General features: G+C 68.1%; 17 protein-coding genes, 3 tRNA genes and 1 pseudogene. 5 read left to right on the top strand and 16 right to left on the bottom strand.

Annotation, left to right across the window (positions count from 1 at the left end; all coding sequences use genetic code 11):
- Positions 1-457: 457 nt before the first annotated feature.
- The 12 genes from AC50YC_RS09895 to AC50YC_RS09840 all read right to left on the bottom strand — a co-directional run bounded on the left by AC50YC_RS09895 (position 458) and on the right by AC50YC_RS09840 (position 11,233).
- Positions 458-2,080: a glycoside hydrolase family 32 protein gene (locus AC50YC_RS09895; protein ID WP_494953369.1), complete on the bottom strand. Its 1,623-nt coding sequence runs from the start codon at positions 2,078-2,080 to the stop codon at positions 458-460.
- On the bottom strand, positions 2,077-3,120 hold the full coding sequence (locus AC50YC_RS09890; protein WP_494953368.1) for an ABC transporter ATP-binding protein: 1,044 nt from the start codon (positions 3,118-3,120) through the stop codon (positions 2,077-2,079). The genes AC50YC_RS09895 and AC50YC_RS09890 overlap by 4 nt, the downstream gene beginning before the upstream one ends.
- A gap of 81 nt (positions 3,121-3,201) precedes the next feature.
- Complete coding sequence (locus AC50YC_RS09885) at positions 3,202-4,137, bottom strand: ABC transporter ATP-binding protein (RefSeq protein ID WP_494953367.1); 936 nt, start codon at positions 4,135-4,137, stop codon at positions 3,202-3,204.
- Positions 4,134-5,132, bottom strand: coding sequence for an ABC transporter permease (locus AC50YC_RS09880; RefSeq protein WP_494953366.1), 999 nt, complete (start codon positions 5,130-5,132; stop codon positions 4,134-4,136). The genes AC50YC_RS09885 and AC50YC_RS09880 overlap by 4 nt, the downstream gene beginning before the upstream one ends.
- A 12-nt stretch (positions 5,133-5,144) precedes the next feature.
- Positions 5,145-6,122 carry an ABC transporter permease gene (locus tag AC50YC_RS09875; protein WP_494953365.1) on the bottom strand — a complete coding sequence of 326 codons (978 nt, stop codon included), beginning with the start codon at positions 6,120-6,122 and terminating at the stop codon, positions 5,145-5,147.
- A gap of 176 nt (positions 6,123-6,298) precedes the next feature.
- A complete protein-coding gene (locus AC50YC_RS09870) occupies positions 6,299-7,972 on the bottom strand; it encodes an ABC transporter substrate-binding protein (protein WP_494953364.1) in 1,674 nt (557 codons plus the stop codon).
- A 77-nt stretch (positions 7,973-8,049) separates the two neighbouring features.
- On the bottom strand, positions 8,050-9,123 hold the full coding sequence (locus AC50YC_RS09865) for a LacI family DNA-binding transcriptional regulator (protein ID WP_494953363.1): 1,074 nt from the start codon (positions 9,121-9,123) through the stop codon (positions 8,050-8,052).
- A gap of 298 nt (positions 9,124-9,421) precedes the next feature.
- A tRNA-Phe gene (locus AC50YC_RS09860) sits at positions 9,422-9,497 on the bottom strand.
- 48 nt (positions 9,498-9,545) lie between these two features.
- Positions 9,546-9,619, bottom strand: a tRNA-Asp gene (locus AC50YC_RS09855).
- Positions 9,620-9,715: 96 nt separating this feature from the next.
- A tRNA-Glu gene (locus tag AC50YC_RS09850) sits at positions 9,716-9,788 on the bottom strand.
- 148 nt (positions 9,789-9,936) lie between these two features.
- Complete coding sequence (locus AC50YC_RS09845; RefSeq protein ID WP_494953362.1) at positions 9,937-10,575, bottom strand: FMN-binding negative transcriptional regulator; 639 nt, start codon at positions 10,573-10,575, stop codon at positions 9,937-9,939.
- A 55-nt stretch (positions 10,576-10,630) separates the two neighbouring features.
- Complete coding sequence (locus tag AC50YC_RS09840) at positions 10,631-11,233, bottom strand: LysE/ArgO family amino acid transporter (RefSeq protein WP_494953361.1); 603 nt, start codon at positions 11,231-11,233, stop codon at positions 10,631-10,633.
- A gap of 69 nt (positions 11,234-11,302) precedes the next feature.
- Here AC50YC_RS09840 and AC50YC_RS09835 point away from each other — a divergent pair, with 69 nt between their 5' ends.
- The 5 genes from AC50YC_RS09835 to AC50YC_RS09815 all read left to right on the top strand — a co-directional run bounded on the left by AC50YC_RS09835 (position 11,303) and on the right by AC50YC_RS09815 (position 16,377).
- Positions 11,303-12,184 carry an ArgP/LysG family DNA-binding transcriptional regulator gene (locus AC50YC_RS09835; RefSeq protein ID WP_494953360.1) on the top strand — a complete coding sequence of 294 codons (882 nt, stop codon included), beginning with the start codon at positions 11,303-11,305 and terminating at the stop codon, positions 12,182-12,184.
- A gap of 97 nt (positions 12,185-12,281) precedes the next feature.
- Positions 12,282-13,274 (top strand): DMT family transporter, encoded by a 993-nt coding sequence (locus AC50YC_RS09830; RefSeq protein WP_494953359.1) that lies wholly within the window; start codon positions 12,282-12,284, stop codon positions 13,272-13,274.
- A gap of 21 nt (positions 13,275-13,295) precedes the next feature.
- Entirely contained in the window at positions 13,296-13,757 is a 462-nt protein-coding gene (locus AC50YC_RS09825) for a metallopeptidase family protein (RefSeq protein ID WP_494953358.1), read from the top strand.
- A gap of 10 nt (positions 13,758-13,767) precedes the next feature.
- Positions 13,768-14,688, top strand: a complete 921-nt coding sequence (locus tag AC50YC_RS09820; RefSeq protein WP_494953357.1) for a cation diffusion facilitator family transporter — start codon at positions 13,768-13,770, stop codon at positions 14,686-14,688.
- A gap of 228 nt (positions 14,689-14,916) precedes the next feature.
- On the top strand, positions 14,917-16,377 hold the full coding sequence (locus AC50YC_RS09815; protein WP_494953356.1) for a C40 family peptidase: 1,461 nt from the start codon (positions 14,917-14,919) through the stop codon (positions 16,375-16,377).
- 63 nt (positions 16,378-16,440) lie between these two features.
- On the opposite strand, the gene AC50YC_RS09810 is transcribed toward AC50YC_RS09815, so the two are convergent.
- From AC50YC_RS09810 to AC50YC_RS09795, 4 genes and pseudogenes are all read right to left on the bottom strand, one after another.
- Entirely contained in the window at positions 16,441-17,241 is an 801-nt protein-coding gene (locus AC50YC_RS09810; protein WP_354172905.1) for an ABC transporter permease, read from the bottom strand.
- A gap of 109 nt (positions 17,242-17,350) precedes the next feature.
- The gene (locus AC50YC_RS09805; protein WP_494953355.1) at positions 17,351-18,409 is read right to left on the bottom strand and encodes an ABC transporter ATP-binding protein; all 1,059 of its coding nucleotides are present in this window, start codon (positions 18,407-18,409) and stop codon (positions 17,351-17,353) included.
- 19 nt (positions 18,410-18,428) lie between these two features.
- On the bottom strand, positions 18,429-19,589 hold the full coding sequence (locus tag AC50YC_RS09800; protein WP_494953354.1) for a LolA family protein: 1,161 nt from the start codon (positions 19,587-19,589) through the stop codon (positions 18,429-18,431).
- A gap of 78 nt (positions 19,590-19,667) precedes the next feature.
- A pseudogene (locus tag AC50YC_RS09795) lies at positions 19,668-22,405 on the bottom strand (PEP/pyruvate-binding domain-containing protein).
- Between the last annotated feature and the right edge of the window lies 1 nt (position 22,406).

The raw sequence follows: 22,406 nt of genomic DNA, 5'->3' as shown, positions 1-22,406 counted from the left end.
GACGGGCGTGTGCCCTCATTCCCCGAACTCCGACAGTCCCGACAACACCGCAGGCGTCATCGAGGACGCCATCGTGTCGAGGGGCGGGGCTTGGGTAGAGCCCCGGCTGGCGATTCGGAAAGGACTCCTTTCCTGTGCCGGTTTCTACGCTATGCAAGCCGAAGCCTGCTTATCAAACCGTGGTTCGAGGCCCGAAAAACCGAGTTTTGCCCCGTCAATGCAAGCGCTTACATTGTCCAATCCGCGCGCGTTCCACAGGAGATTTCGCGCGTCAAATGCTGCCGCATAAATCAGATTTAGTGTGAAATGTCACCCTCCGGCCCCGCGTCATTCACTGTCTCACCGCCCCGGGGATCCATCCCAAACCGGTCCCCAGCACCTCCTGCGCATCGGTTGCTCCGCAACGGCCGTTATGAAGCCCCAAAAGGGCCGTTACGGAGCAATCGACGGTGTTATGTCAGGGGAACAACGGTCGGGGGCCGCCGAAGACTCCCTCCATCCGCCAGGCGTCCAGCCCCAGCAGCCTGACTGTTCCGGCCGCAGAAAGGCTGACTGCTTCGCCGCCGAGGGTCGGGTACGCGCGGGCCGTCAGTGGTTTCCCGTTGGCGAAGATTTCCAGCGCCGAACGGTCCACCAGGACGCGCAGGTGCAGTCGGCCACCGGGGAGGTTCACCGGGCCGGATTTCTCGTCCGCATCCACCGAGAGGTCCAGGCTGGTGCGGGAGCGGTCCAGTCGCAGATAGGACTGCGGGAACCCGCCGTTGCCGGCCTCGTACCCGATCTCGATGACGGTTTCCTCGGCGAACCCCGGACCCGGGCCCGGGAGGGCTGAACTCAGGACCCCCAACCGAAAGACACTGCCCGGCGCCAGTTCGACGTCCAGCTCCAGGTCCAGCTGGTTTCCGGACACGCCGGCCAGGACCTCCCCGCCGGACAGTGTGCGGGGACCAAGCCGGAGGTGGTCCCGCCGCAGCGACTCCACCTCCGGAACGGGAGCAAAGGCCAGTTCCCCCTCCGCACCCAGGGTGGCCACCCGCGGCAGGCTCATCACGCCGGACCAGCCGGCCTCCACCATCGCGGCCTCCGTCCGGCCCTCCTGCAGCCAGCCGAACATGACCCGCCGGCCCGACTCGTCGGCGAAGGACTGCGGGGCATAGAAATAACGGCCGCCGTAGTCCAGCCGGTGGAGGTTCCGCGGGGTGAATGAATCCCCCGCATAGCGGCCGGTCCAGTAGAGCGGGTGGCGTGTATCGCCGTCGTGCCAGGCCGAGAAAACCAGGACGTCGGTGGCACCGGCGGTGCCGCCGCTCCCTGGTCGGGTCCCTCCGCCGCCGGGCGCCTGGTCCCCCAGTGCCCCGGCCCCCAGTGCCCCGTCCCCCAGCGCCCCGTGCCCTGCGCGGAACAGGTCAACGCACTCCCACATGGTGCCCTGCCAGTCCGTGGCGGCCGTATCCCCGGAGGCGGCGTCGCCAATGAACAGCGGGCCGATGTAGTCCCAATGGCGGAGGTCGGCGGACTCGTACAGGAAGGCCGTGCCGCCGCGGCCGCGGATACCGGACCCCACGAGTTGGCGCCAGCGCGAACCTTCCCGCCAGACGCAGTGGTCGCGGTAGGCGGTGATATCCACGCCAGCGGGCGGCGCCGGGATGACCGGGTTCTCCGGCGCTTTGGTCCAGGTCAGCAGGTCAGGCGATCCCACGGCCACGCAGGGCAGTTCGCTGCCGCTGTGTCGGCCGGAGTACACCAGGGTGGGTGTTCCGCCGTCGTCCACCAGCACACCGGACCAGCAACCGTCGGCGTCCGGGCCGCCGGAGGGCTCCAGGGCCACGGGCTGGTCGGTCCAGCTGACCAGGTCCTGGCTGGTGGCGTGACCCCACAGGATGCGGTGGTGGAAGGCGCCCTCCGGGTTGTACTGGTAGAAGAGGTGGTAGGTCCCGTTCCACTGGCTGACGCCGTTGGGGTCGTTGAGCCAGCCGGCGGGCGAGACGAAGTGGAAGCGCGGCCGGTGCGGGTCCGCCTCGGCGCGGGCCACGAGTTCATCCCGGGGCACGGTGGCCAGGGGGTGCGTAAGTTCGGTCATGCGGAAGCCTTGGTTTCTGCTTGGGACCCGTCTGCCGGCGACGCATCCGGGCATTCGAGGGGTGCGGCGGACAGCGCGTGGCTTGCCGCCGTGGCCGGAGGCCGGTAGAGGTGGCAGCGCACCCAGTGTTCGTTGGCGGGATCGCCCACCCGGTGCCGGACGGGTTCGGCGGCGGAACAGCGTTGCTCCGGGTCGCCGTCGAACGCGCACGACGCCGACTCCATCACCGCCGCGCGGAGCGCCGCCCGTTCGCGCGGATCGTAGGATCCGGTGCGGGCGGGATCCGGCACGGCCGAAACCAGCAGCCGCGTGTAGGGGTGGGCAGGGTGGGCCAGCAGGTCCAGCGATTCCCCTTCCTCCACCAGTTCCCCGGCGAACATGACGGCGATCCGGTCCGCGAGGTAGCGCGCAGAGGCGAGGTCGTGGGTGATGTAGAGCATGGAGATGCCCTGGGTGTCCCGCAGCTGGCGCATCAGGTTCAGGATGCCGATCCGCACGGAGACGTCCAGCATGGACGTGGGCTCGTCCGCCAGGATCACTTCGGGTTCTACCGCCAGTGCCCTGGCGATGGCGACGCGCTGCCGTTGCCCGCCGGAGAGTTCATGCGGGTAGGAGTTGAGCATGTCCGGTGTCAGGCCCACAGTGGTCATCAGCTCGTCCAGGCGGGTGCGCAGCTGTGCGGGGGTCCCGGCTTTGCCGTGCAGGGTCAGCGACCGGGTGAGGAAGTGCTCGATTCGATGGACCGGGTTCAGGGAGCCGAAGGGGTCCTGGAACACCATCTGCAGCTGCGAACGGTATTCCCTGGACGCCTGGAAGCGGTCCCGTTTCAGCACGTCGGTGCCATTGAGCAGAATCCGGCCGGCAGTGGGCTTCTCCAGCCGTGCGATGCAGCGGGCCAGGGTGCTCTTGCCGGACCCGGACTCCCCCACGAGGGCCACGATTTCGCCTTTCCTGATGGCGAGGTCCACCCCGCCGAGTGCCCGGACCGAGGCGCGGGAGAACAGCCCGCCACTGTGGAAGTCCTTTACCAGGGCCTTCACCTCGAGGGCGGGGGCGCCGCCGTCGTTTTTGGCTGGTCGAGACGCAACGGTCCGCTGCCGGCCGTGGTGATACCGGAGTGCTCATGGATGTGCTCCTTGGAGGACGGGGAGGGGCGAAACGAAGTGCCCGGGCGAGACTTCCTGAAGGTCGGCAATGTTGCTGAACTTCACGCCCTCGGCCAGGCCGGAAAGCGGAACGCGGGGTCCGGTGAGCGGCGGAAACGCTCCCATCAGGGCCTGGGTGTAGGGGTGCAGCGGGGAGGTATGGATCTCCTTGGCCGCGGCGGACTCCACGATCCGGCCGCCGTACATCACGGCCATCCGGTGCGAAAGTTCCACCATGAGGGACATATCGTGTGTGATGAACAGGACGGAGAAGCCCAGTTCGCGCTGCAGTTCCTTGATCTGGGCCATGATCTCCTGCTGCACCACCACATCCAGGGCGGTGGTGGGCTCGTCCAGGATCAGCAGTGATGGCTTGAGGGCCACTGCCATGGCAATGACCGCGCGCTGCCGCATGCCGCCGGAGAGCTGGTGGGGGTAGGACTTCAACCGGCCGGGGTCGATCCGGACGAGTTCCAGCAGCTCGGCCGCGCGCCGGAGCGACTCCCTCCTGGTGTAGCCCGCATGGGTGGTGTAGATATCCACAATCTGATCCCCGATGGTCATCACCGGGTTCAGCGAGTTCATGGCGGACTGGAACACCATGGCGACCTCCTGCCAGCGGAAGCGGCGCAGCTCCTCCGGCCCCATGGCCGTGACGTCCCTGCCGCCGAAACGGATGCTGCCGCCGGCGATCTCGGCGGGGTCCCTGAGGAGCCTCATGATGGCGTTCGCGATGGTGGATTTGCCGCAGCCGGACTCGCCGGCCAGGCCGAAGATTTCGCCCGTGTCGATGTTGAAGGAGACACGGTCGACGGCGGTAGTGGAGCGGGTGTCCCCTCGATACTTCACGGTGAGGTCCTTGATTTCCAGGACCGGCTCGTGCGGGCCGGAGGAGGTTTGGGAGACGGTCATGCCTGGGCTCGCTTTCCGGACAGGGCGGGTTTCTTGATTTTCCTCAGGCGCGGGTTCGTGACTTCGTCCACCGCGTAGTTGATCAGGGACAGCGAGAACGCCACCAGCGCGATGCAGAGACCGGAGGGAATGAAAACCCACCAGCTTCCGGTGAGCAGGGCGCCCTCGTTGCCGGCCCAGTACAGGTTGTTGCCCCAGGAGACCGTGCTGACGTCACCCAGGCCCAGGAATTCGAGTCCGGCCTGCGCGCCGATGCCGTAGATGATGCAGGCCAGCAGGGTTCCCATCACAATGGAGGCCATATTGGGCAGGATTTCGCGGAACATGATCCGCAGGGGACGTTCGCCGGTGACCACGGCCGCGGCGACGAAGTCCTTGGACCGGATCGAGAGTGCCTGCGAGCGCAGCACCCGGGCCGAACCGGCCCAGCCTGTGACGATCAGGACCAGGACCACGGTGCCGAGGCCGGGCGGCAGGAACGCGGCCAGGATTACCAGCAGCGGCAGGCCCGGCAGGAGCAGGAAGATGTTGGTGGCGAGGGACAGGGCTTCGTCGATGAACTTGCCGAAGTAGGCCGAGGCCAGGCCCACCAAGATGCCGATGAAGGTGGAGGCGAACCCCACGGTCAGGCCCACCAGCAGCGAGCTGCGTGCCCCGTGGACGGTAAGGGCCAGGACGTCCTGGCCCTTGGCCGTGGTGCCGAGCCAGAACTCGGCATCGGGCTCCTGCGAGGCCATGCCGGTGATCTTGGACGGATTCTCCGGGTATAGGACCGGGGCCAGGAGCGCCAGGGCAATGAAGATGAACAGGATTGCTGCGCCGGTCATGGCCTTCTTGTTCGTCAGCAGCCCGTGCAGCAGGGTGTGGTTGGGCCTGCGGACGGAGGCTCCGGGCGGTCCGCCGCCGGGCGTTCCAGTGGTGCTTCCGGGAAGCGTGTCGCCGGCGGGGGTTTCCCCGTGCACGGTGGAGGCGGTGGTTGCGATGGAAGTGGTCATGGTCCGTCCTTCCTAATTGGCGCGAACGCGGGGATCGAGGCGGACGTAAAGGATGTCCACCAGGAAGTTGGCCAGCAGCACTGCGGCGGTGATGGTGAGGAAGAGCCCCTGCATGAGCGGGTAGTCGAGGCCCTGCACGGCGTTGAGGAGCTGGTAGCCCACACCCGGATAGGCGAACACCACTTCGGTCAGCAGCGCACCGCCCACCACGAAGCCCAGGCTCATCCCGAAACTGGTCACGGACGGGAGCATGGCGTTGCGGGCGGCGTAGCGGAACATGATCCGTCCCGGCCGCAGTCCCTTGGCTTCGGCCATGGTGATGTAGTCCTCGGCATTGGTGGCGATCATTGTGTTGCGCATGCCGAGCATCCAGCCGCCGATCGAGACCAGCACAATGGTGAGGGCCGGCAGCACCAGGTGCATCCCGACGTCGGACAGGAACTCCCAGCTGAGGCTGGGCTCTATGGTGTCGCTGAAGGCGTGGCGGATGGGGAACCAGCCGAGGGTGACGCCGAAAAGGTAGAGGGCGCCCATCGCTAGCCAGAAGTACGGGAAGGACCCGATGAAGATCAGGAGCGGAGGCAGCGCCGAATCTATGGCGCCGCCGCGCCGCCAGGCGGCCAGGATGCCCAGCAGGTTGCCCGCAACGGCGGCGATCACGAGAGCAGTGCCGCCCAGCAGGAGGGTCCAGCCCACCTGGGAGGCGATCACTTCCGTGACCGGGGTGGGGAACCGGGAGATGGAGACGCCCATCTGGCCGGTGACCATGTTGTGCAGGTAATCGACGTACTGCTCCCAGATGGGCCGGTCGTCGACGCCGAGCAGTTTGCGCAGCGCCTCGATCTGTTCGGGCTGCATGCGGTCCTGGGTGCGGGCGAACATGCGGGAGACGGGGTCCCCCGGCATAAAGCGCGGGAGGAGGAAGTTCAAAGTGATGGACACCCAGAAGGCGATCAGGTAGAAACCCAGGCGGCGCAGGATAAAGCGCACGGTTTCCCTCCATTCGGGAATTGCGGAAATGGGGCGGCGTGCCCGGTGAGCCGGTTGTGGTGCAGGGGCACCGGGCACGCCCTTACTTCGAAAGGTCTGGGGCTAAAGCCCCGCGTGGGCCCATGCCGCCAGGGTTCCCTGACCGAAGCGGAGCGAGGTCAGGGTGGCGGTGGGGATTACTTGGCCGGTTCCAGGGAGGTCAGGACCAGCACCGTGGTGGGGGCCCGGACCGACAGGGTGGCGTAGGGGTTTTCTTCCGTGGGCCAGCCGGTGAAGCGGGTGGTGTTGTAGGCGCCCCACTCCGGTCCTGCGAAGAGCGGGACGGTGGGGGCGAGCGCGCTGTACTCCTCCTGGAGCTCGTCCGCGATGGAGTGCTGCGTTTCCTCGTCCGCTGCTGCCGCGAAATCGGTCAGCAGGGCCTCCGCCGTCGCATCGCCAAAACGGTGATAGTTCTCGAAGCTCTTCTCCCCCACCGGTTTGACCGTGGAGGTTCCCATCAGACCCGCAAAATACTTGTACGGGCTGGGGTCGTTGGCGCTCCACACGATGCCGGAATCGAAATCGCCTGTCTCGTAGCCTGCCACGACGGCAGCCCAGTCCGGGGAGTCGACCTTGGCGGTGATCCCGATTTCCGCGAGGTTCTGGGAGATCACGTTGGCCACGGAGAGCCAGTCGGAGGAGGAAGCGCCCACTGAGATCTTGAATTCGAAGGGTTTGCCGTCCTTCAGCGTGCGTTTGCCGTCCGCGCCCTTGGCGTAGCCGGCCTTGTCCAGGAGCTTGTTGGCCTGGTCAACGTCGAGCTTGGTCCAGTCGCAGTTGTCCTGGACTTTTTTGTTCTTCCAGGTTTCGTAGTTTCCGGACAGGCCGGTGCAGTCCGCCGGCTTGGTGTAGCCGCCCATGCCGATCTTGGTGACCTGCTCGCGGTCCACGGCCATACTGAGAGCCTTGCGGACATCGGTTTCATTGAACGGGGCCTTGGTGGTGTTGAGCTGCCAGTTGATCATGGAGCCCGTGGGCGGGAACCAGTACTTGCGGTGGTCCGGGTCCTTCGAGATAAACGTCTTCTCGATGTTGGGCATGTACTGGGGAGCCCAGTCCACGTCGCCGTTCGCGGCGGCGAGGTTGGCGCCGTCGTTCCCGGCAAAGGCCAGCATCTTGATGCCGGCGATCTTCTGCTTCTCCGGCTGCCAGTAGTTGGGGTTCTTCTTCAGGACGAAGGACTGGGCCTGGAAGGTGTCTACCTCGGTGTACGGGCCGGTGCCCACCGGCGTCTCGTTGGCGTCTTTTTCGGGATCGGCGATCGTGGACCAGACGTGGTCCGGCAGGATGCTCAGCTGTCCCAGATCCAGCAGTGCCGGGGACCACGGAGTCTTGAAGCTGAACCTGACCTTGTTCGTGCCCTCTGCCGTGACGGTGTCCAGGTAGTCGTAGCCGCCCTTGATCTTCTTCTGCAGGGCGAAGGTGGTGACGACATCCGCGGCCACCAAGGGCTTGCCGTCGGACCACTTGACGCCGTCGCGCAGGGTGAAGGTGATGGACTTGCTATCCTCCGAGACCTGCCATTCGCTGGCCAGCCACGGGATGGTTTCGCCCTTGGCCGGGTTGTAGACCAGCAGGGATTCGTAAATGGCCTGCTGTGTCATGGGTGCCACGGTGGGAGCGAAGGGGTTGAAGTTCCTGACGAAGGTGGCCATGTCCTCCCGGGGAATGGTCAGCAGTGCACTTTGGGCGGAACCGCCGCTGGTGGCCTTAGTCCCGGCGGTGGCCGAACATCCGGTGAGCAGGAGCGCCCCGACTGCCAGGCCGGCGGCGGCGATGCGGGCGGACCTCTGGAATCGCGATTGTGTCATGATGGATATCTCTTTCCTCTCTTCATCGCTGAAGGTGAAGGTGTGGTTGGGGTTGCTCTTCAGTTGTTGATTTGCCGTCAGACTGAAAAGCGTTCTAGCAGCGGACAGTCGACCATTTGCTGATGTGCGGTGATCGGCTGTCCTGCTGTAAGGCTTGCGAGTGTCTGGACACCCAGCGCACCCATCTCCTCGAAGGGCAACGCAACCGTCGTCAGCTTCGGCCGGAGATAGGCCGCGATGAGTTCCTGGTTGTCGAAGCCGATCACGGCGATGTCTTTGGGGATGGCGAGCCCGCGCTCCTTGATGGCGTCGTAGGCGCCCATAGCCATCCGGTCATTGGCACAGAAGAGTGCCGTGGGGCGTGCCGCCTTCCCGCCATACTGGCGGTCCAGCAGTTCACACGCGGCCTCGTACCCACCGTCCGCAGTTGCGTGCCCCGACACCACAAGGTTCGGGTCAAATTCGATGCCGGCCTGCGCCAGTGCCTCCCGGTACCCTCCCATCCGGCCCAAGGCAGCGGGGATGTCGGGGTCCAGATTGATAAACCCAATCCTCCGATGCCCGGCGGCGAGCAGGCGCTCGGTGGCCCGGCGTCCTCCGCCGCGCTCGTCCGGCACGATGGACGGGAGTTTGCCTTCAGCGTCGAAGCAGTTAATCAGGACCGTGGGGATTTCCCGGACGATCTCTGGCACGTGCACGGCCCGGTGCCAGGTCGCGGCGTAGAGAATTCCCGCCACGCGCTGTTCGAGCAGTTTCTCGACGGCGGCATCCTCCATGCCTGCGTGCCGGCTGCCGTCCTGGCCTGTTGCCTGCTCGGTGGAGGCGATGAGCAGGAACTTCTTGTCCAGCCATGCCTCGTCCTGGGCCCCTTTGATGATGTTCACGGCGAAGGGTGCCGTGACGATCTCGGTGACCAGTCCGTACCAGTCGCTGCGCTGGGAGGCGAGCGCCCGGGCGCCGGCGTTGGGGCGGTACCCCAGTGTCTGCACGGCTTCGAGAATGCGCTGCTTGGTTTCGTCCGAGATGCTGGCGTTCTCCCGGTTGCTAAGGACGAACGAGACGGCGGTCCGCGAGACACCGGCATGCTTGGCGACGTCCGCCATTGTGACCCCCCGGGGTGCGGGGACGGCCGCCTGTGTGCTGTTCGCCATTGAATGCTCCGGAGGTTCTCACTGCTGGCCGCCTTGGCCAGCTGAATTGCAGGTAACGCGCGTTACTTGCAAGGTGTGAATTAGGTTACGCGCGTTACTTCGACCCTGTCAACGGCTTTTTCGAGGTTTCTTGCGGGACGCTGGGCCCGCCCTGGACTGGCGCGCCGGACGCTCTGGGCGCCCCCACCTCATCGATTGCTCCGCAACTGCCCTTTTGCCCCGCCAGAAGGGCAGTTGCGGAGCAGTCGATGGGGTTAAAGAAGAAAAGCACCAGTTCCGAAGAACTGATGCTTCCCAGTGGTGGCTCCGACCGGCGTCGATCCGGTGACCTTTCGATTTTCAGTCGAACGCTCTACCAACTGAGCTACAGAGCCTAGGTGACATGTCACCATGAGAGCCGGAATTTCTTCTGGCAATCAGAGCGACCCTGACGGGACTTGAACCCGCGACCTCCGCCGTGACAGGGCGGCGCGCTAACCAACTGCGCTACAGGGCCTTGCTATTTTCTTGCTTCTCTGCAGTATCGCTACTGCAATTTTTCAAGGCCTTTAGCCTACCAGACTTTCATACCCGGTTTGACCAGTTCCTTGCGTACCCCCAACGGGATTCGAACCCGTGCCGCCGCCGTGAAAGGGCGGTGTCCTAGGCCGCTAGACGATGGGGGCCAGAACGCCATTCGGTTGAACAAGGGCAAAAATTAAGGGCCGAAGCCTTCCGTTTTTGTCCTTTCGGGTTCCTCCGAACTGGACTATAAAACTATAAGGGCAGACCCCCGGATTATCCAAAATCGGCGGTCGCCTCCGGCCGGGACGCTCAACTCCGCCGGCCCAGGCCCTGTTGCGCCCGCTCCACGTCGCGAGCCGAATCCAGCTCGCCCTTGGCCCGCAGGCCGGCGATGACGCCGTCCACATCGGCAGCCGAACGGTTCTGGCTCAGCTTCCGCTTCGCTTCCACCCTCGTAATGACGAGTTCGACGCCGACAATCGCCCGGAGCTGTCCGGCGACGAAGCGCGCCGGCGCGTCGTCGACGGTCCAGGGCTCTGCCGACGCCGCTTCATGCATCGTGGTCAGCCGCCGGACCAGGTCGTCCACCCAGGCGGGGTCGTCATGGATGACCAGCCGGCCATAAACGTGCGCCGTGGTGTAGTTCCACGTTGGAACCACCCGGCCATGTTCGGCCTTGGACGGGTACCACGACGGGGAAATGTACGCATCGGGGCGCTGGATGATGACCAGGGATTCGCCCAGCGCCGGCAACTGCCACTGGTCGTTGTTGCGGGCAAGATGGCCCAGCAGTGCCCCTTGGTCGCCGGCCTCCGGGTCATAGATGAACGGCAGCAGCGTCGCGAGCAGTCCGCGCCCTGTCGAGGTCACCAGGTTGGCCGCACCAGGGTTTGAGAGCAACTCGTCGATGGCGCCCTGGTCGGCGGCGAAATGCGAGGGGACGTACATGGGAACTTCCTTTGTCGTTTGCGTGATGCGGCGTGGTGCGGGACGGCTGACAAACTCAGACTACGAGCATCACAGCCAGGGTGACCATGACCACGGCAATGCCACCGTCGAGCACCCGCCAGCTGCCCGGCCGGGCGAACACCGGCGCGAGGAACCTGGCACCGGCGCCGAGGGCGGCGAACCACGCGATGCTGCCAAGGCCTGCTCCGCCGGCAAACCACCACCGCCCGTCCGGGCCGTGGGTGCCGGCCAGGGACCCCAGCAGCAGGACGGTGTCCAGGTAGACATGGGGGTTGAGCCAGGTCAGCGCGAGGCAGGTCCCCAGCGCGGCCGCCCAGGTGCCCTTCTGCCCGGCCACCGGCTGGGACGCCTGCGTTCCACGGATGGCCCGCAGTGCAGCCATCAGTCCATAAGCCAGGAGAAAGGCGGCCCCCGCCCAGCGCACAACCTCGATAACGCCGGGTGCCTGCTCGATCAGGACGCCCACCCCGGCCACGCCCAGCATGATCAGCACGAGGTCGGACAGGGCGCACACGGCAACGACCAGCAGGACGTGCGAGCGCTGCACGCCTTGGCGAAGCACGAAAGCGTTCTGCGCACCGATGGCGACGATGAGGGACAGCCCGCTGGCGAGGCCCGAAAGGAGGGAGAGGATCACGGGTTCCACGCTAGAGGGCCCAGGAACATGAAACCAGTTAATAATTTTTGTCCAACATAAGATGGGCTAATGATCGACATCCATCCGGACCAGGCCCGGACCCTGGCCGCCATTGTGGCGCACGGAAGCTTCGAGGCTGCGGCCAGCCACCTCCGGGTCACGGCGTCGGCGGTGAGCCAGCGCGTCCGCGCCCTCGAAGTGGCCGTCGGCAGGCCGGTCTTGAAACGCACCCGCCCCGTCGAACTCACCTCCTCCGGCCACGCGGTGGTGCGCTTCGCCCGGCAGCTGGACATGCTCTCCGCCGATCTGGCCGAAGAGTTGCAGCCCGGCGCGCAGCCCGCCAGCGTCCGGCTGACCCTGATCATCAACAGCGATTCCCTGCACACCTGGGCGCTGCCCGGGCTGGCGGCCGTGGCGGACAGGGTCCAGCTGGAGATTCTGCGCGAGGATCAGGACTACTCGCTGGAGCTCCTCCGCAGCGGCGCCGCAGCCGCTGCCATCACCACCACGGCGAAGGCGGCGCCGGGCTGCTCCTCCCGGCGCCTGGGCGTGATGCACTACCTGCCGGTCTGCACCCCGGAATTCGCCGCCCGATGGTTCCCCAACGGGGCATCGGCGGAAACGCTTGCCGCCGCCCCGGTCATCATCTTCGACCGCAAGGACGACCTGCAGGACCGGTACCTGCGGTCCGTGAGCCGCACAGCACTCCAGCCGCCCCGGCATTATGTCCCGGCGGCCCACGAGTTCGGCGAAGCCATCCGCTGGTCAATGGGCTGGGGGCTGCTTCCCGAAATCGAAGTATCGGAGGAACTGAAGCGCCGCACGCTGGTTTCCCCGGACCCCGCCGCGCACGTCGATGTGCCGCTCCACTGGCAGCAGTGGCGGTACGGATCGGCTGCCCTCGACGAGGTGGCAGCCGCCATCCAGGCCGCCGCCCGCCCTCTCCGGTGAGCCGCCGGGCGCGGCTGCGCCCCGGGTGGCAGAAACTCGACTAGACATGGCCGATTTCCGCCAGTCCCCGGGTCCCTGTGCGGGCTAGATTGGCAACATGGCCACAACCGCCCAGACAGGCTCCCCCCAGCCGGACAGCTCGCACCCGGACGGCACCCACGAAGTGCCGCCGCACGCTCCCGCCCCCACCTCCCCGTCCAAGACCCCGCAGCCGGGCCAGATCAGCCGGCTCGGCATCGCCGCCGTCGTCGTGACGGTGGTGCTGTGGGCATCCGCCTTTGTGGGCATCCGGGCCGTGGGACCGAGCTTCTCCCCCGGCTCCCTGACCCTGGGCCGGCTGGCGATTGCCGCCGTCGTGCTGGGACTGGTGGTGCTGCCGCAACTCCTGAAGAACAGCACCCTCCCCCGGGGCCGCGAGTGGTGGCCCATCCTGGCCTACGGCGTCATGTGGTTCGGCGGCTACAACGTGGCGCTGAACGCCGCCGAGCACCTCCTCGACGCCGGCACGGCCGCCCTGCTGATCAACGTGAACCCGATCCTGGTCGCCATCATGGCCGGCGTGATCCTCAAAGAGGGCTTCCCGCGCTGGCTGATCATCGGCAGCCTCGTCGCGTTCGGCGGGGTTGCAGTGATCGCCCTGGGTTCCGGCCAGCGGTCGACGGCGGACGTCGCCGGGGTGCTGCTGTGCCTGCTGGCTGCAGCCCTCGCCGCGGTGAGCGTGATCGTGCAGAAGCCGGTGCTGCGGAAGTTCCCCGCCGCCCAGGCCACCTGGTTCGGGATCATGGTCGGTGCCATCTGCTGCCTGCCCTTCAGCGGCCAGCTGATCGCCGAACTGCAGGCGGCCCCGCTGCCGGCCACCCTGGGCCTCGTCTACCTCGGCGTTTTCCCCACCGCGATCGCCTTCACCACCTGGGCCTATGCACTGTCACTGATCGACGCCGGCCGGCTTGCCGCCACCACCTATCTGGTGCCCGGCACCACGATCCTGATTTCTTGGCTGGTGCTCGGCGAGATCCCCACCGTCTGGGGCCTGGTCGGCGGCGCCATCTGCCTCGTCGGGGTGGGTCTGACCCGGCGCCGGTCCCGCTGATTCGGGGCTAGAGTTTCAGCTATGCCCGCCTCCCTGCCGCCAGGCCTCCCGATCATTCCGACCGGTCCGGACAGCCCGGACGACGGCGGGAACGGCGCCGGCCATGACCACCCGCCGTTCCCGATGTCCGAGACCGACTTCGAAGCCGCGGTGCATGACGCCCTGGACCGGATCCCGCCGGACCTTGCCAAGACCATGAACAACGTGGCCATCTTCATCGAGGACGACTACACACCCCAGCCCGGCGACGATCCGGACACCGTGCTGTTGGGCCTCTACGAGGGCGTGCCGCTGACCGAACGGGACTCGTGGTGGGACGCCGGCTCGTTGCCGGACCGCATCACCATCTACCGCCGGCCGATCCTGGAGATCTGCGAAACACGCGAGGACGTGATCGAGGAAGTGACGGTCACTGTGGTCCACGAGATCGCACACCACTTCGGCATCAGCGACGATCGCTTGCACGAGCTCGGCTGGGGCTAGCCTTGTAGGCATGGGACACGACCACAGCCACTCACACGGCCTAACCGGCACTGCCAAGCACCGGAAGCGCCTGGTCGCCGTCCTGGCCATCACCCTCGCCGTCGTCCTGATCCAGATCGTCGGCGCACTGGTTTCCGGCTCCCTGGCCCTGCTGGCCGATGCCGGCCACATGCTGTCCGACGCGGCCGGGGTCTTCATCGCCCTGCTGGCCGCCTGGATCGCCGCCCGGCCGGCGAGCGACCAGCGCACCTACGGCTACCAGCGCGCCGAGGTGCTGGCCGCCCTCGCCAACGCCCTGGTGCTGATCGTGATCTCGGTGGTCATCTTCACGGAGGCGATCCGCCGGCTCGGCTCTGCCCCCGAGGTGCAGACCGACGTCATGCTTTACGCCGCCGTCCTCGGCGCCATCGCCAACCTCGTGTCACTGCTGATTCTCCGCGGCGCCCAGAAGGAGAGCCTCAACGTCCGCGGCGCCTACCTTGAGGTCCTGGGCGACCTGCTCGGCTCCTTCGCCGTCATCGCCGCCGCGGTGGTCATCATGGTCACGGGTTTCCAGACGGCGGATACCATCGCCTCGATCGTCATCGCGCTGATGATCCTGCCTCGGGCCTGGCACCTGCTCCGCGATGTGGTGGACGTGCTGCTCGAGGCGACCCCCAAGGGGGTGGAAGTGCAGATGATCCGCGAGCACATCCTTGCCGTGGAGGGTGTGGTGTCCGTGCACGACATTCACATCTGGACCATCACCTCCGGCGTGCCCGTGTTTTCCGCCCACGTGGTGGTGGAGGATGCGGCGCTGGGTGCCCGCGGCGCCGACCAGATCCTGGACAAGCTCGTCAGCTGCCTGGGTTCGCACTTCGACACCGAGCACTGCACCTTCCAGCTGGAACCCCTCTCCCACGCGGAGCACGAGTCACACCAGCACGCCTGAGCCCTGGGGCCCCGTCCTGGCCCTTGTTGGACCTGGAGTCCGCGGCCGACACGCGCCCCGGGAATGTGACTAAATGACACACTTGTTGTTTATGTTATTCATGTGACCAGTGTTGCCAAAGTGACTACTGGCACGTAGCCTGACCGTGCTGGGGGATCAGCCGCGGGCTCCCCTGCGCCGGAATCCACGCTCACCTGCTCCAGCCCGACACTGCAGCGAGGTTTGCCCATGACATGGACCGGTCCTGGCCGAAAGACCGCAGCGGTCTGCGCCGCCGTCGTCCTCTGGGGAACACTGGCCCCTCCCGCGAACGCAGCACCGCTCCCGCCGGCCCTCCAGCTCCCGGCCCTGTTTGTCCCGGCTTCGCCGGGGATTCCCTCTCCGGATGAGATTGCCGCGGCCAAGTCCAGTGAAAGCGCGACGGCGGCACAGGTCGCCACCATCGACCGGCTCCTGGCGGACGCCTCCGCGGCCCGGGAGGCCAGCCTCGCGGCCTCCCTGCAGGCCAATAACGCGTATAGCGAAGCCCTCGTGGAACTCCAGCTCCGGCGCGACGCCGCCGCGGTTGCCGCCGCCAGGGCCTCGGCGGCCGGGGCGGAGCAGCAGAAGACACGCAAGCAGATCGGCCAGCTCGCAGGCGATCTCTACCGCAGCGGCGGGCTGAATCCCGCCCTCAGCAGCTTTGTCAGCGGCAGCGGCAACGCCCTGCAGCAGGCCGCCACCCTGGCGGCCGTAACAGCTGGCCGCTCCCGCGCCTTCCAGTCGGCGGAAACCGCCGCCGTGGCCGCTGAGTCGCTGACGGCCACCGCCGCCGACGCCAACCGGGCCGCCGACGAGGCCGCACGGACCGCGGAGGCCCGCAAGCTCGACGCCGAACGCGCCAGCGATGCCCAGCGGAAGGCCGTGTCTGAAGCCAGGGCGCAGCGGACCGTCCTGGTGGACCAGCTCGCGAATCTCAGGAACACCACCGTGGCCCTGGAATCGGCCCGCGTGGATGCCCTGGACCTGCAGCGCCAGCAGGACCGGCTGGCGAAAGTAACCGCCGCTGCCGCGCAGGGTCCGGACCGGAACCCTGTCCAGCAGCCCACCGCAGGGAACCCCGCGTCCGGCAATTCCGCTTCGGGAAACTCCGCCTCGGGAACTCAGGGTCCGCAGGCACCGGCTCCTGCGCCGCCGGAGGCGCCGGTTGCGCCCGTTCCCCGTCCCGCAGCCCCGGCTGCACCCGCGCCCGCACCCGCTCCCGCACCCGCACCCATTCCCGCCCCGGCTCCGCCACCCGCACCTGCCCCGCCCCCGGCCCCGGCCCCGGCCCCGGGAGGGTCCAACCAGACAGCGATCTCGGTGGCCCTCGGCAAAGTCGGTGCGCCCTATTTCTACCAGTACGGCGGAACGGGCACCCGGGGATTCGACTGCTCCGGCCTGGTGCAGAATGCGTTCGCCGCGGCCGGAAAATACCTGCCCCGCACGGCGTCCCAGCAGTTCGCCCAGGCACCCCTGCACGTTCCGCTCTCCCAGGCCCAGCCCGGGGACCTGCTGGTCTGGGGCTCGGCACCGGGTTTCTACCATGTGGCGATCTACCTCGGAGGCGGACGTGTGGTCCAGGCACTGAACGAGGACGCGGGAATTACCGTGACCGACCTTGCTGCCATGTCAGGAATGCAGCTTCACCCCGTAGCCGCCCGCTACTGAGCGGCACCGGCCGTGCGGGGCCGGGAACCGCCCGGCCGGAGCCACCACGGCCGGTGACAGCCTCTAGGAGAGCACGTCCTTGGTGATGAACCTGCCGTAGGCGAGCGCACCGAACACGGCGACGTAGCCGCCCTGCAGCAGCGCATTGGTGAGGAAGGAATCCCACGCAATGGGCTGGCGGAGCAGGTCCGCGAAGTCCAGCCAGTAGTGGCTGAACAACCACGGATGCAGCCATTCCAGCTGCGGCAGCGCATCCAGCACCTGCGAGACCACCGAGAGCACCACAGTGGACGCCATCGCACCCACGGGGACGTCCGTAAGTGTGGACATAAAGAGCCCGATGGCCGACAGGCCCATCAGCGACACGGCAAGGTAGGCGGCAATCAGCAGCAGCCGCTGCAGTGCCTCCGCTGCCCCGATCGAGTCCCCGGAGAGCAGAGTCACCGGCCCCACGGGGAAGAGTGCCGCCCCGATCCCGGCCCCGACCAGCGCCACCACAAGCGGCGCCGCAACGGCGAAGGCCACAGCCCCGGCGTATTTCACCAGCAGCAGCCGGATCCGGCCCGCGGGCGCCACCAGCAGGTACCGCAGGGTTCCCAGCCCGGCCTCTCCGGCCACGGTATCGCCCGCCACCACCCCCACGGTCAGCGGCAGGAACAGCGGGACGGACACCAGCATGGCGGTCACGCCAACGAACAAACCGTTCTGCGAAATCCGGTCCAGGAACGCCGGTCCCCGGCCGGGCGGTACCGCGGAGGACAACCGCACCGCCACGGCGATCAGGATCGGAATCGCCGCCAGCGCGCAGAGCATGGCCCAGGTCCGGCGGCGGCGGAAGAGCACCCCGAGCTCGGAAGCGAGCAGACCACGGCCCCACTGCCCCCGCGGCGCCGCATACGCAGCCGCGCGACTTCCACCTGGGCCGCCCCGGGGGCCCTCACCCGCCGGGGCTGTTTCGCTGGGGCTGGATTCTTTACTGGACAACGTCAAAGCCCTCCCCCGTCAGTGCCACGAAGCGTTCCTCCAGGCTGACCTGTTCGGTGGCGAAGCCCCGGACCCGGACGCCGGCCGCCACCAGGGCGGACACGACCGCTTCCGGTGCCACGGCTCCGTTCCCTGCCGCCGCCGGAAGCGGCGCGTAGAGCACCGCACCGGTGCTGCCGGGGATTTCACTGCTGGCACCTGTGCTGCCCCACGCGGAACGGGCTGGCGGCCCGGCGACACCCGGCCCTGCTGGCCCCGGCCCGGCGACGGCCGCGGTCAGGCCCAACCGGGCCAGCACCTCGGCCGCGGTCCCCGCGTCGGGCGTTAGAACCCGGATCCGCGCCTGCCCGCCCTGACGCAGTTCCGCGAGGGTTCCCTGCGCCACCAGCCGGCCAGCACTCATGATGGCCGCGTGCGTGCAGATCTGTTCCACCTCGGCCAGCAGGTGGCTGGAGACAAACACGGTGGCGCCGTCGGCCGCGAGTGAGCGGACCAGGCTGCGGACCTCCCGGGTCCCCTGCGGATCCAGCCCGTTCGTGGGCTCATCCAGGATCAGGAGGTCGCGGGGTGCCAGCAGGGCGTTGGCGATGCCGAGCCGCTGCTTCATGCCCAGCGAATAGGCCCGGACCTTCTTGTCCGCGGCATGCGTCAGGCCCACCCGATCCAGCGCCGACTGGACCCGCGCCTTCCGCGTCGCGGCGGGAACATGCGGGTCGGCGGCATCGAAGCGGTGCAGGTTGGCCGCACCGGAGAGGTAGGGGTAAAACGCCGGTCCCTCGACCAGGGCACCCACGCGGGGCAACACCGAGTGCAGGTGCCGCGGCATCTCCTCGCCGAGGAGCCGGACAGAGCCACCCGTGGCCGCGGCGAGCCCGAGCATGAGCCGGATCGTGGTGGTCTTCCCTGAGCCGTTGGGACCCAGGAAGCCGAAGACCGAGCCCGTCGGCACGGCCAGATCGACGCCGTCGACGGCCATCTGGTGGCCTAAGCGCTTGCTGAGACCGGTGGTCTCGATGCACAATTCCGTCGCCGGCGCGGCAGCCGTCACGCGGCGGTCACCGGGTGGTTCACCGCGGCGCGGCCGCGGCCTGCAGCCGCTCCAACGGCACGGAGCCGACGAGGATACGCCCATCGTCGAGGATCAGCACATTCACCAGCGAGGTCGACACGAGACGCCCGCCCGGAACGGCCATCGCGGCCTGCTCCAGCAGGGCGGCGGCGCCGGACCGGGTTCCTTCCGGGTCGGAGGGTGTGGGCTTCAGGGGGTTGGCAGTCGCAGGGTCAGGGGCCCCGTCCTGAGGCTGGGCCTGGCCCGGCAGCGCCATGGCTCCCGCTGGGAATTCGAGCACCGAGGCCCAACCCGTGCCTGTGATGGTGGGCCGCTTCGCAGCCTTCGCCGCGGCAGCGTCCGACGGCGGCATGGCGTCAGCCTTGTGGTCGGGCAGTGGGATTTCCTCCACGGTGGCCCCGGGCGGCGGGGTGAAGTTGAAAATGGCGGAATCCGGGGCCTCCAGCGAGAGGCTCGTGAAGGCAACGCTGAAAGCCGGCTCGGCCTGTCCCCGCGCCTTCACTTCGAAGCCGAGCGGAAGTCCGCTTTCGCCGTCGACCGCGATGGCGATCGAATCCACGAGGGTGGTATCCGCGGCCGGGGTAAGCATCAGATTGTAGGCTGCCCGCCCAGCGACCTGGACATCCGGTCCGACGGTCACCTCCGTGCTCGCGTCGAGTTTGGCGAGCAACTTGTCGGCCAGCTCCTCGGGGGTCGCTACGGCTCCGGGTCGGGATTCGTGGCGGCTCTCAGCGTCGGCAGGAAGCTGCGCGTGGGCGGCCGTGTTGTCCTTGGAATTGTAGAACCAGAGCTCGTCGCCATTCCGGACCGCGTTCCGTTCCGCCATCCGGTCCATGATCTGTACCCGGGCTTTTTCGGGCCCGTCCAGGTAAACCCGGGCGGTGTGAGGTCCGGTCAGCAGCTCCAGCCAGGCCGTCTCCGGGGAGCCCGCACCGGACCCGGACGTCGGAAGTTCCGGCAGGCCGATCTCGGAGCTTTGTTCCAGCGTCCCGGACAGGGCTTTTTCGCCATGCTGGGCGACCATGAGCAACACCTGCTGCGGGGTCTTCTCCGGCAGCGGGTCTCCGGCGCTCGCGGGAAGGGATCCGGACAGGACGCCTGCCGCGATCACGGCAGGGACCACAACAGCGGGCATCCAACGCAACCATTTGCGGGTCATTGCGACCGCGCTCCAACCTTGCAGCTCATGATTCAACACTACGCCCGGAAGTGGCCCGTTTCACCTTTGCCTGGCAGATTAGTCCGGGCCGCCGCCGGGCGCGACGGTGCCGGCGGCGCCGTCGAGCGTGATGCTCTGCCCGGTGATGATCCGCGAGGTGGCGTCCGGAACCCCGACCACTGCGGGAATCCCGTACTCCCGGGCGACGACGGCGCCGTGGGAGTTGGGACCGCCCATTTCCATCACCAGTCCGCCGGCGGTCAGGAACAGCGGCGTCCAGCCCGGGTCCGTGGATGGCGCCACGAGGATCTCGCCGGGCTCCAGATGCGCGCCCTGCGGTTCCAGGATGACGCGGGCCGCGGCGGTAACCGTGCCCGCCGACGCCGGAGTGCCCGTCAGCACTCCCGCGGAACCCCCCTCCGCCCTGGCGGCCTGCAACGCCTCAGGTTCTGTCCCGTCCGAGAGCAACACCCGCGGGATGTGCCGGCGGCCCAGTTCCTGGGCGTACGCTTCGCGGCGCTCCTCCACGACGCGGTGCAGGCGCCTCCCCGCAAGGCCCTCGCGGACCTCGACCAGGTCCAGGAAGAAGACGTCGTCCGCTTCAGTGATGCTCCCGGTGGCCGCGAGTTCCGTCCCGATAGCCCGGAGTTGCCCGCGCACCGCACCCAGGGCCTCGACGATGTGGTACTTCGGCAGTTCCCGCAACCCGGCAAACATCCTGGTGCGTTTCAACGCCGCCCGCACCAGTGCTGCGCGCAGCCTGCCCCGCTCCCGTGCGGCGGCGGCAAGCCGGTCCACCTGGGACTCAGCGTCGCGTGCCGCCTTTCTGAACAGCCGGTCCGGGGCCCGGCCGGGATCGTCCAGCCGCAGGTAGTTGGCCAGGACTCCGAGGATATGGGCCGGGTCGTCGGACCATCGCGGCATCCCGAGGTCAATTTCCGCCACCGCACGGTGCCCGTACCGGCCCAGGAAGCTGGCGAGCCCAAACTGCACGACGGCGGGCAGTTCGCGGGCCCGGTAGCGGCGGACCAGCTCCGGCACCCCTGTTGCATCGAACACCGCGCCCTCGAACACCGCGGCGGATCCGGCGTCGGCCCGGATGGCGGAGGCGAGCTGCCAGAGGGCCAGGTCCATTTCGGTGGTGACATTGTGGGGAAGACCCCGCAGCACCGGCTGCAGTGCCCCCGGGCCGGCGCCGGGCCCCAGCAGCCTGCCGGCGGCCGCCAGCAGGGCAAAGCCTACGGCGGGCAGCGGCAGGATGTTGGGCACCACCGGGAAGAGCTCCTGCCCGAGGATGCGCTCCACATGGTCCAGCCGCTGCACCGGGGTGGACCCGGCCGGCACGACAAGGGCGGCCCTGAACCGTTCGCCAAACCGTTCCACGCGGCGCAGCGCGGCCTCGGGCCGGAACACGGCGCGGAGCAGCGACTCCGGAACCCTGGCCCGCGCCGCCACGGGCCGGCATGCCGAAGCACCCGCCAGGGCGACCTGCTGGTGACCGAAAAGCGGGGGTCCGCGAACAGCCGCCGGAGCACTGCCGCGGAGCGGGCCTCCATAACGTCGAACACCCGCGGCACGATGGCCCGCCCTAGGGCGCTGCGCACCACCGGGGTCAGGTCGACGAACATGCGTTGGCCGGCCTGGACGTACGGCGGCGGCCCGTCGTGCGGCACGGGAACGTCGAACTGCGCGGCCCGTGCCACGGACGAGGCAATCAGCCGGAAGCCTGCCAGCCCCATCGGCGTCAGCGGGCGGGTCAGGCCCTGTGCCAGGCTGAAGCACAGGTAGACGCGGGTCCCGTCCCGGCTTCGAGGCAGCTCCGGCAGCGGGTAGAGGGTGGTGATGGGCCGCGATTGCGTCAGCCACGCCACCCCGTCGCCGTCAATGGCCCATTCGAGGTCCTGCGGGGCGCCAAAGTGCACTTCCGCGCGCCGGCCAAGGCGCTCCAGCGCCAGGATCTGGGCATCGTCCACGCAGGGCTGCCACCCGGAACCCGACTGCTCGATGCGTTCGGTCCCGCCGCAAAGCGGCCGGATGGCCACCCCCTTGCTCCCGGTCCGGCGCTCGAGAATTCTGCCCGTGGCGCTGTCGACGACGAAGTGGTCCGGGTTGACTGCCCCGGACACCACCGCTTCGCCGAGCCCGGGGCTGGCATCGATGACCGCTTCATGCCGCCGACCGGTCACCGGATTCGCGGTGAACAGGACTCCGGCCACGGCCGCGTCCACCATCTGCTGGACCACCACGGCGAGCGTCACCGTTAAGGGGCTGATCCCGTGGGTGGCGCGGTAGCTCACGGCGCGGTCCGTCCAGAGCGACGCCCAGCACTGCCGGACGGCCGCCAGGACTGCCTCGGCGCCCACGACATTCAGAAAGGTGTCCTGCTGGCCGGCGAAGCTGGCGAACGGCAGGTCCTCGGCGGTGGCGGACGAGCGTACCGCCACCGGGGCGTTCGTGCCCAGCGCCGCGTAGGCGGCCCGGACGGCCTCGGCAATGTCGGCAGGGACATCGGCGGCCAGCACCTGTGCCCGGGCGGCCGTGGCCAGACGGGCGAGCGCCGGAAGGTCATCCGGGGCGGTCGCTGCCAGCCCGGCGTGGATCACCTCGAGCCCGGCGGGCGCAGTGGCACGCCGGTAGGCCTGGGTGGTCAGGCAGAAACCGGCCGGAACCGGCAGCCCGGCGCGCTGTAATTCACCAAGGTTGGCCGCTTTGCCGCCGACGTCGGCCAGCAGCCCGGCGCCAGCCAGCTCCAGTGCGAGCACCAGCCCGGGCTGCGGTTCCTGCCGCGGCTCACCTGGGCCGGGGAGCTGGTCCACC

The sequence above is a fragment of the Pseudarthrobacter sp. MDT1-56 genome (genome assembly GCF_059383555.1).
Note: the sequence above shows the minus strand (reverse complement) of the source record. Positions and strands in the feature narration are given on the sequence as shown.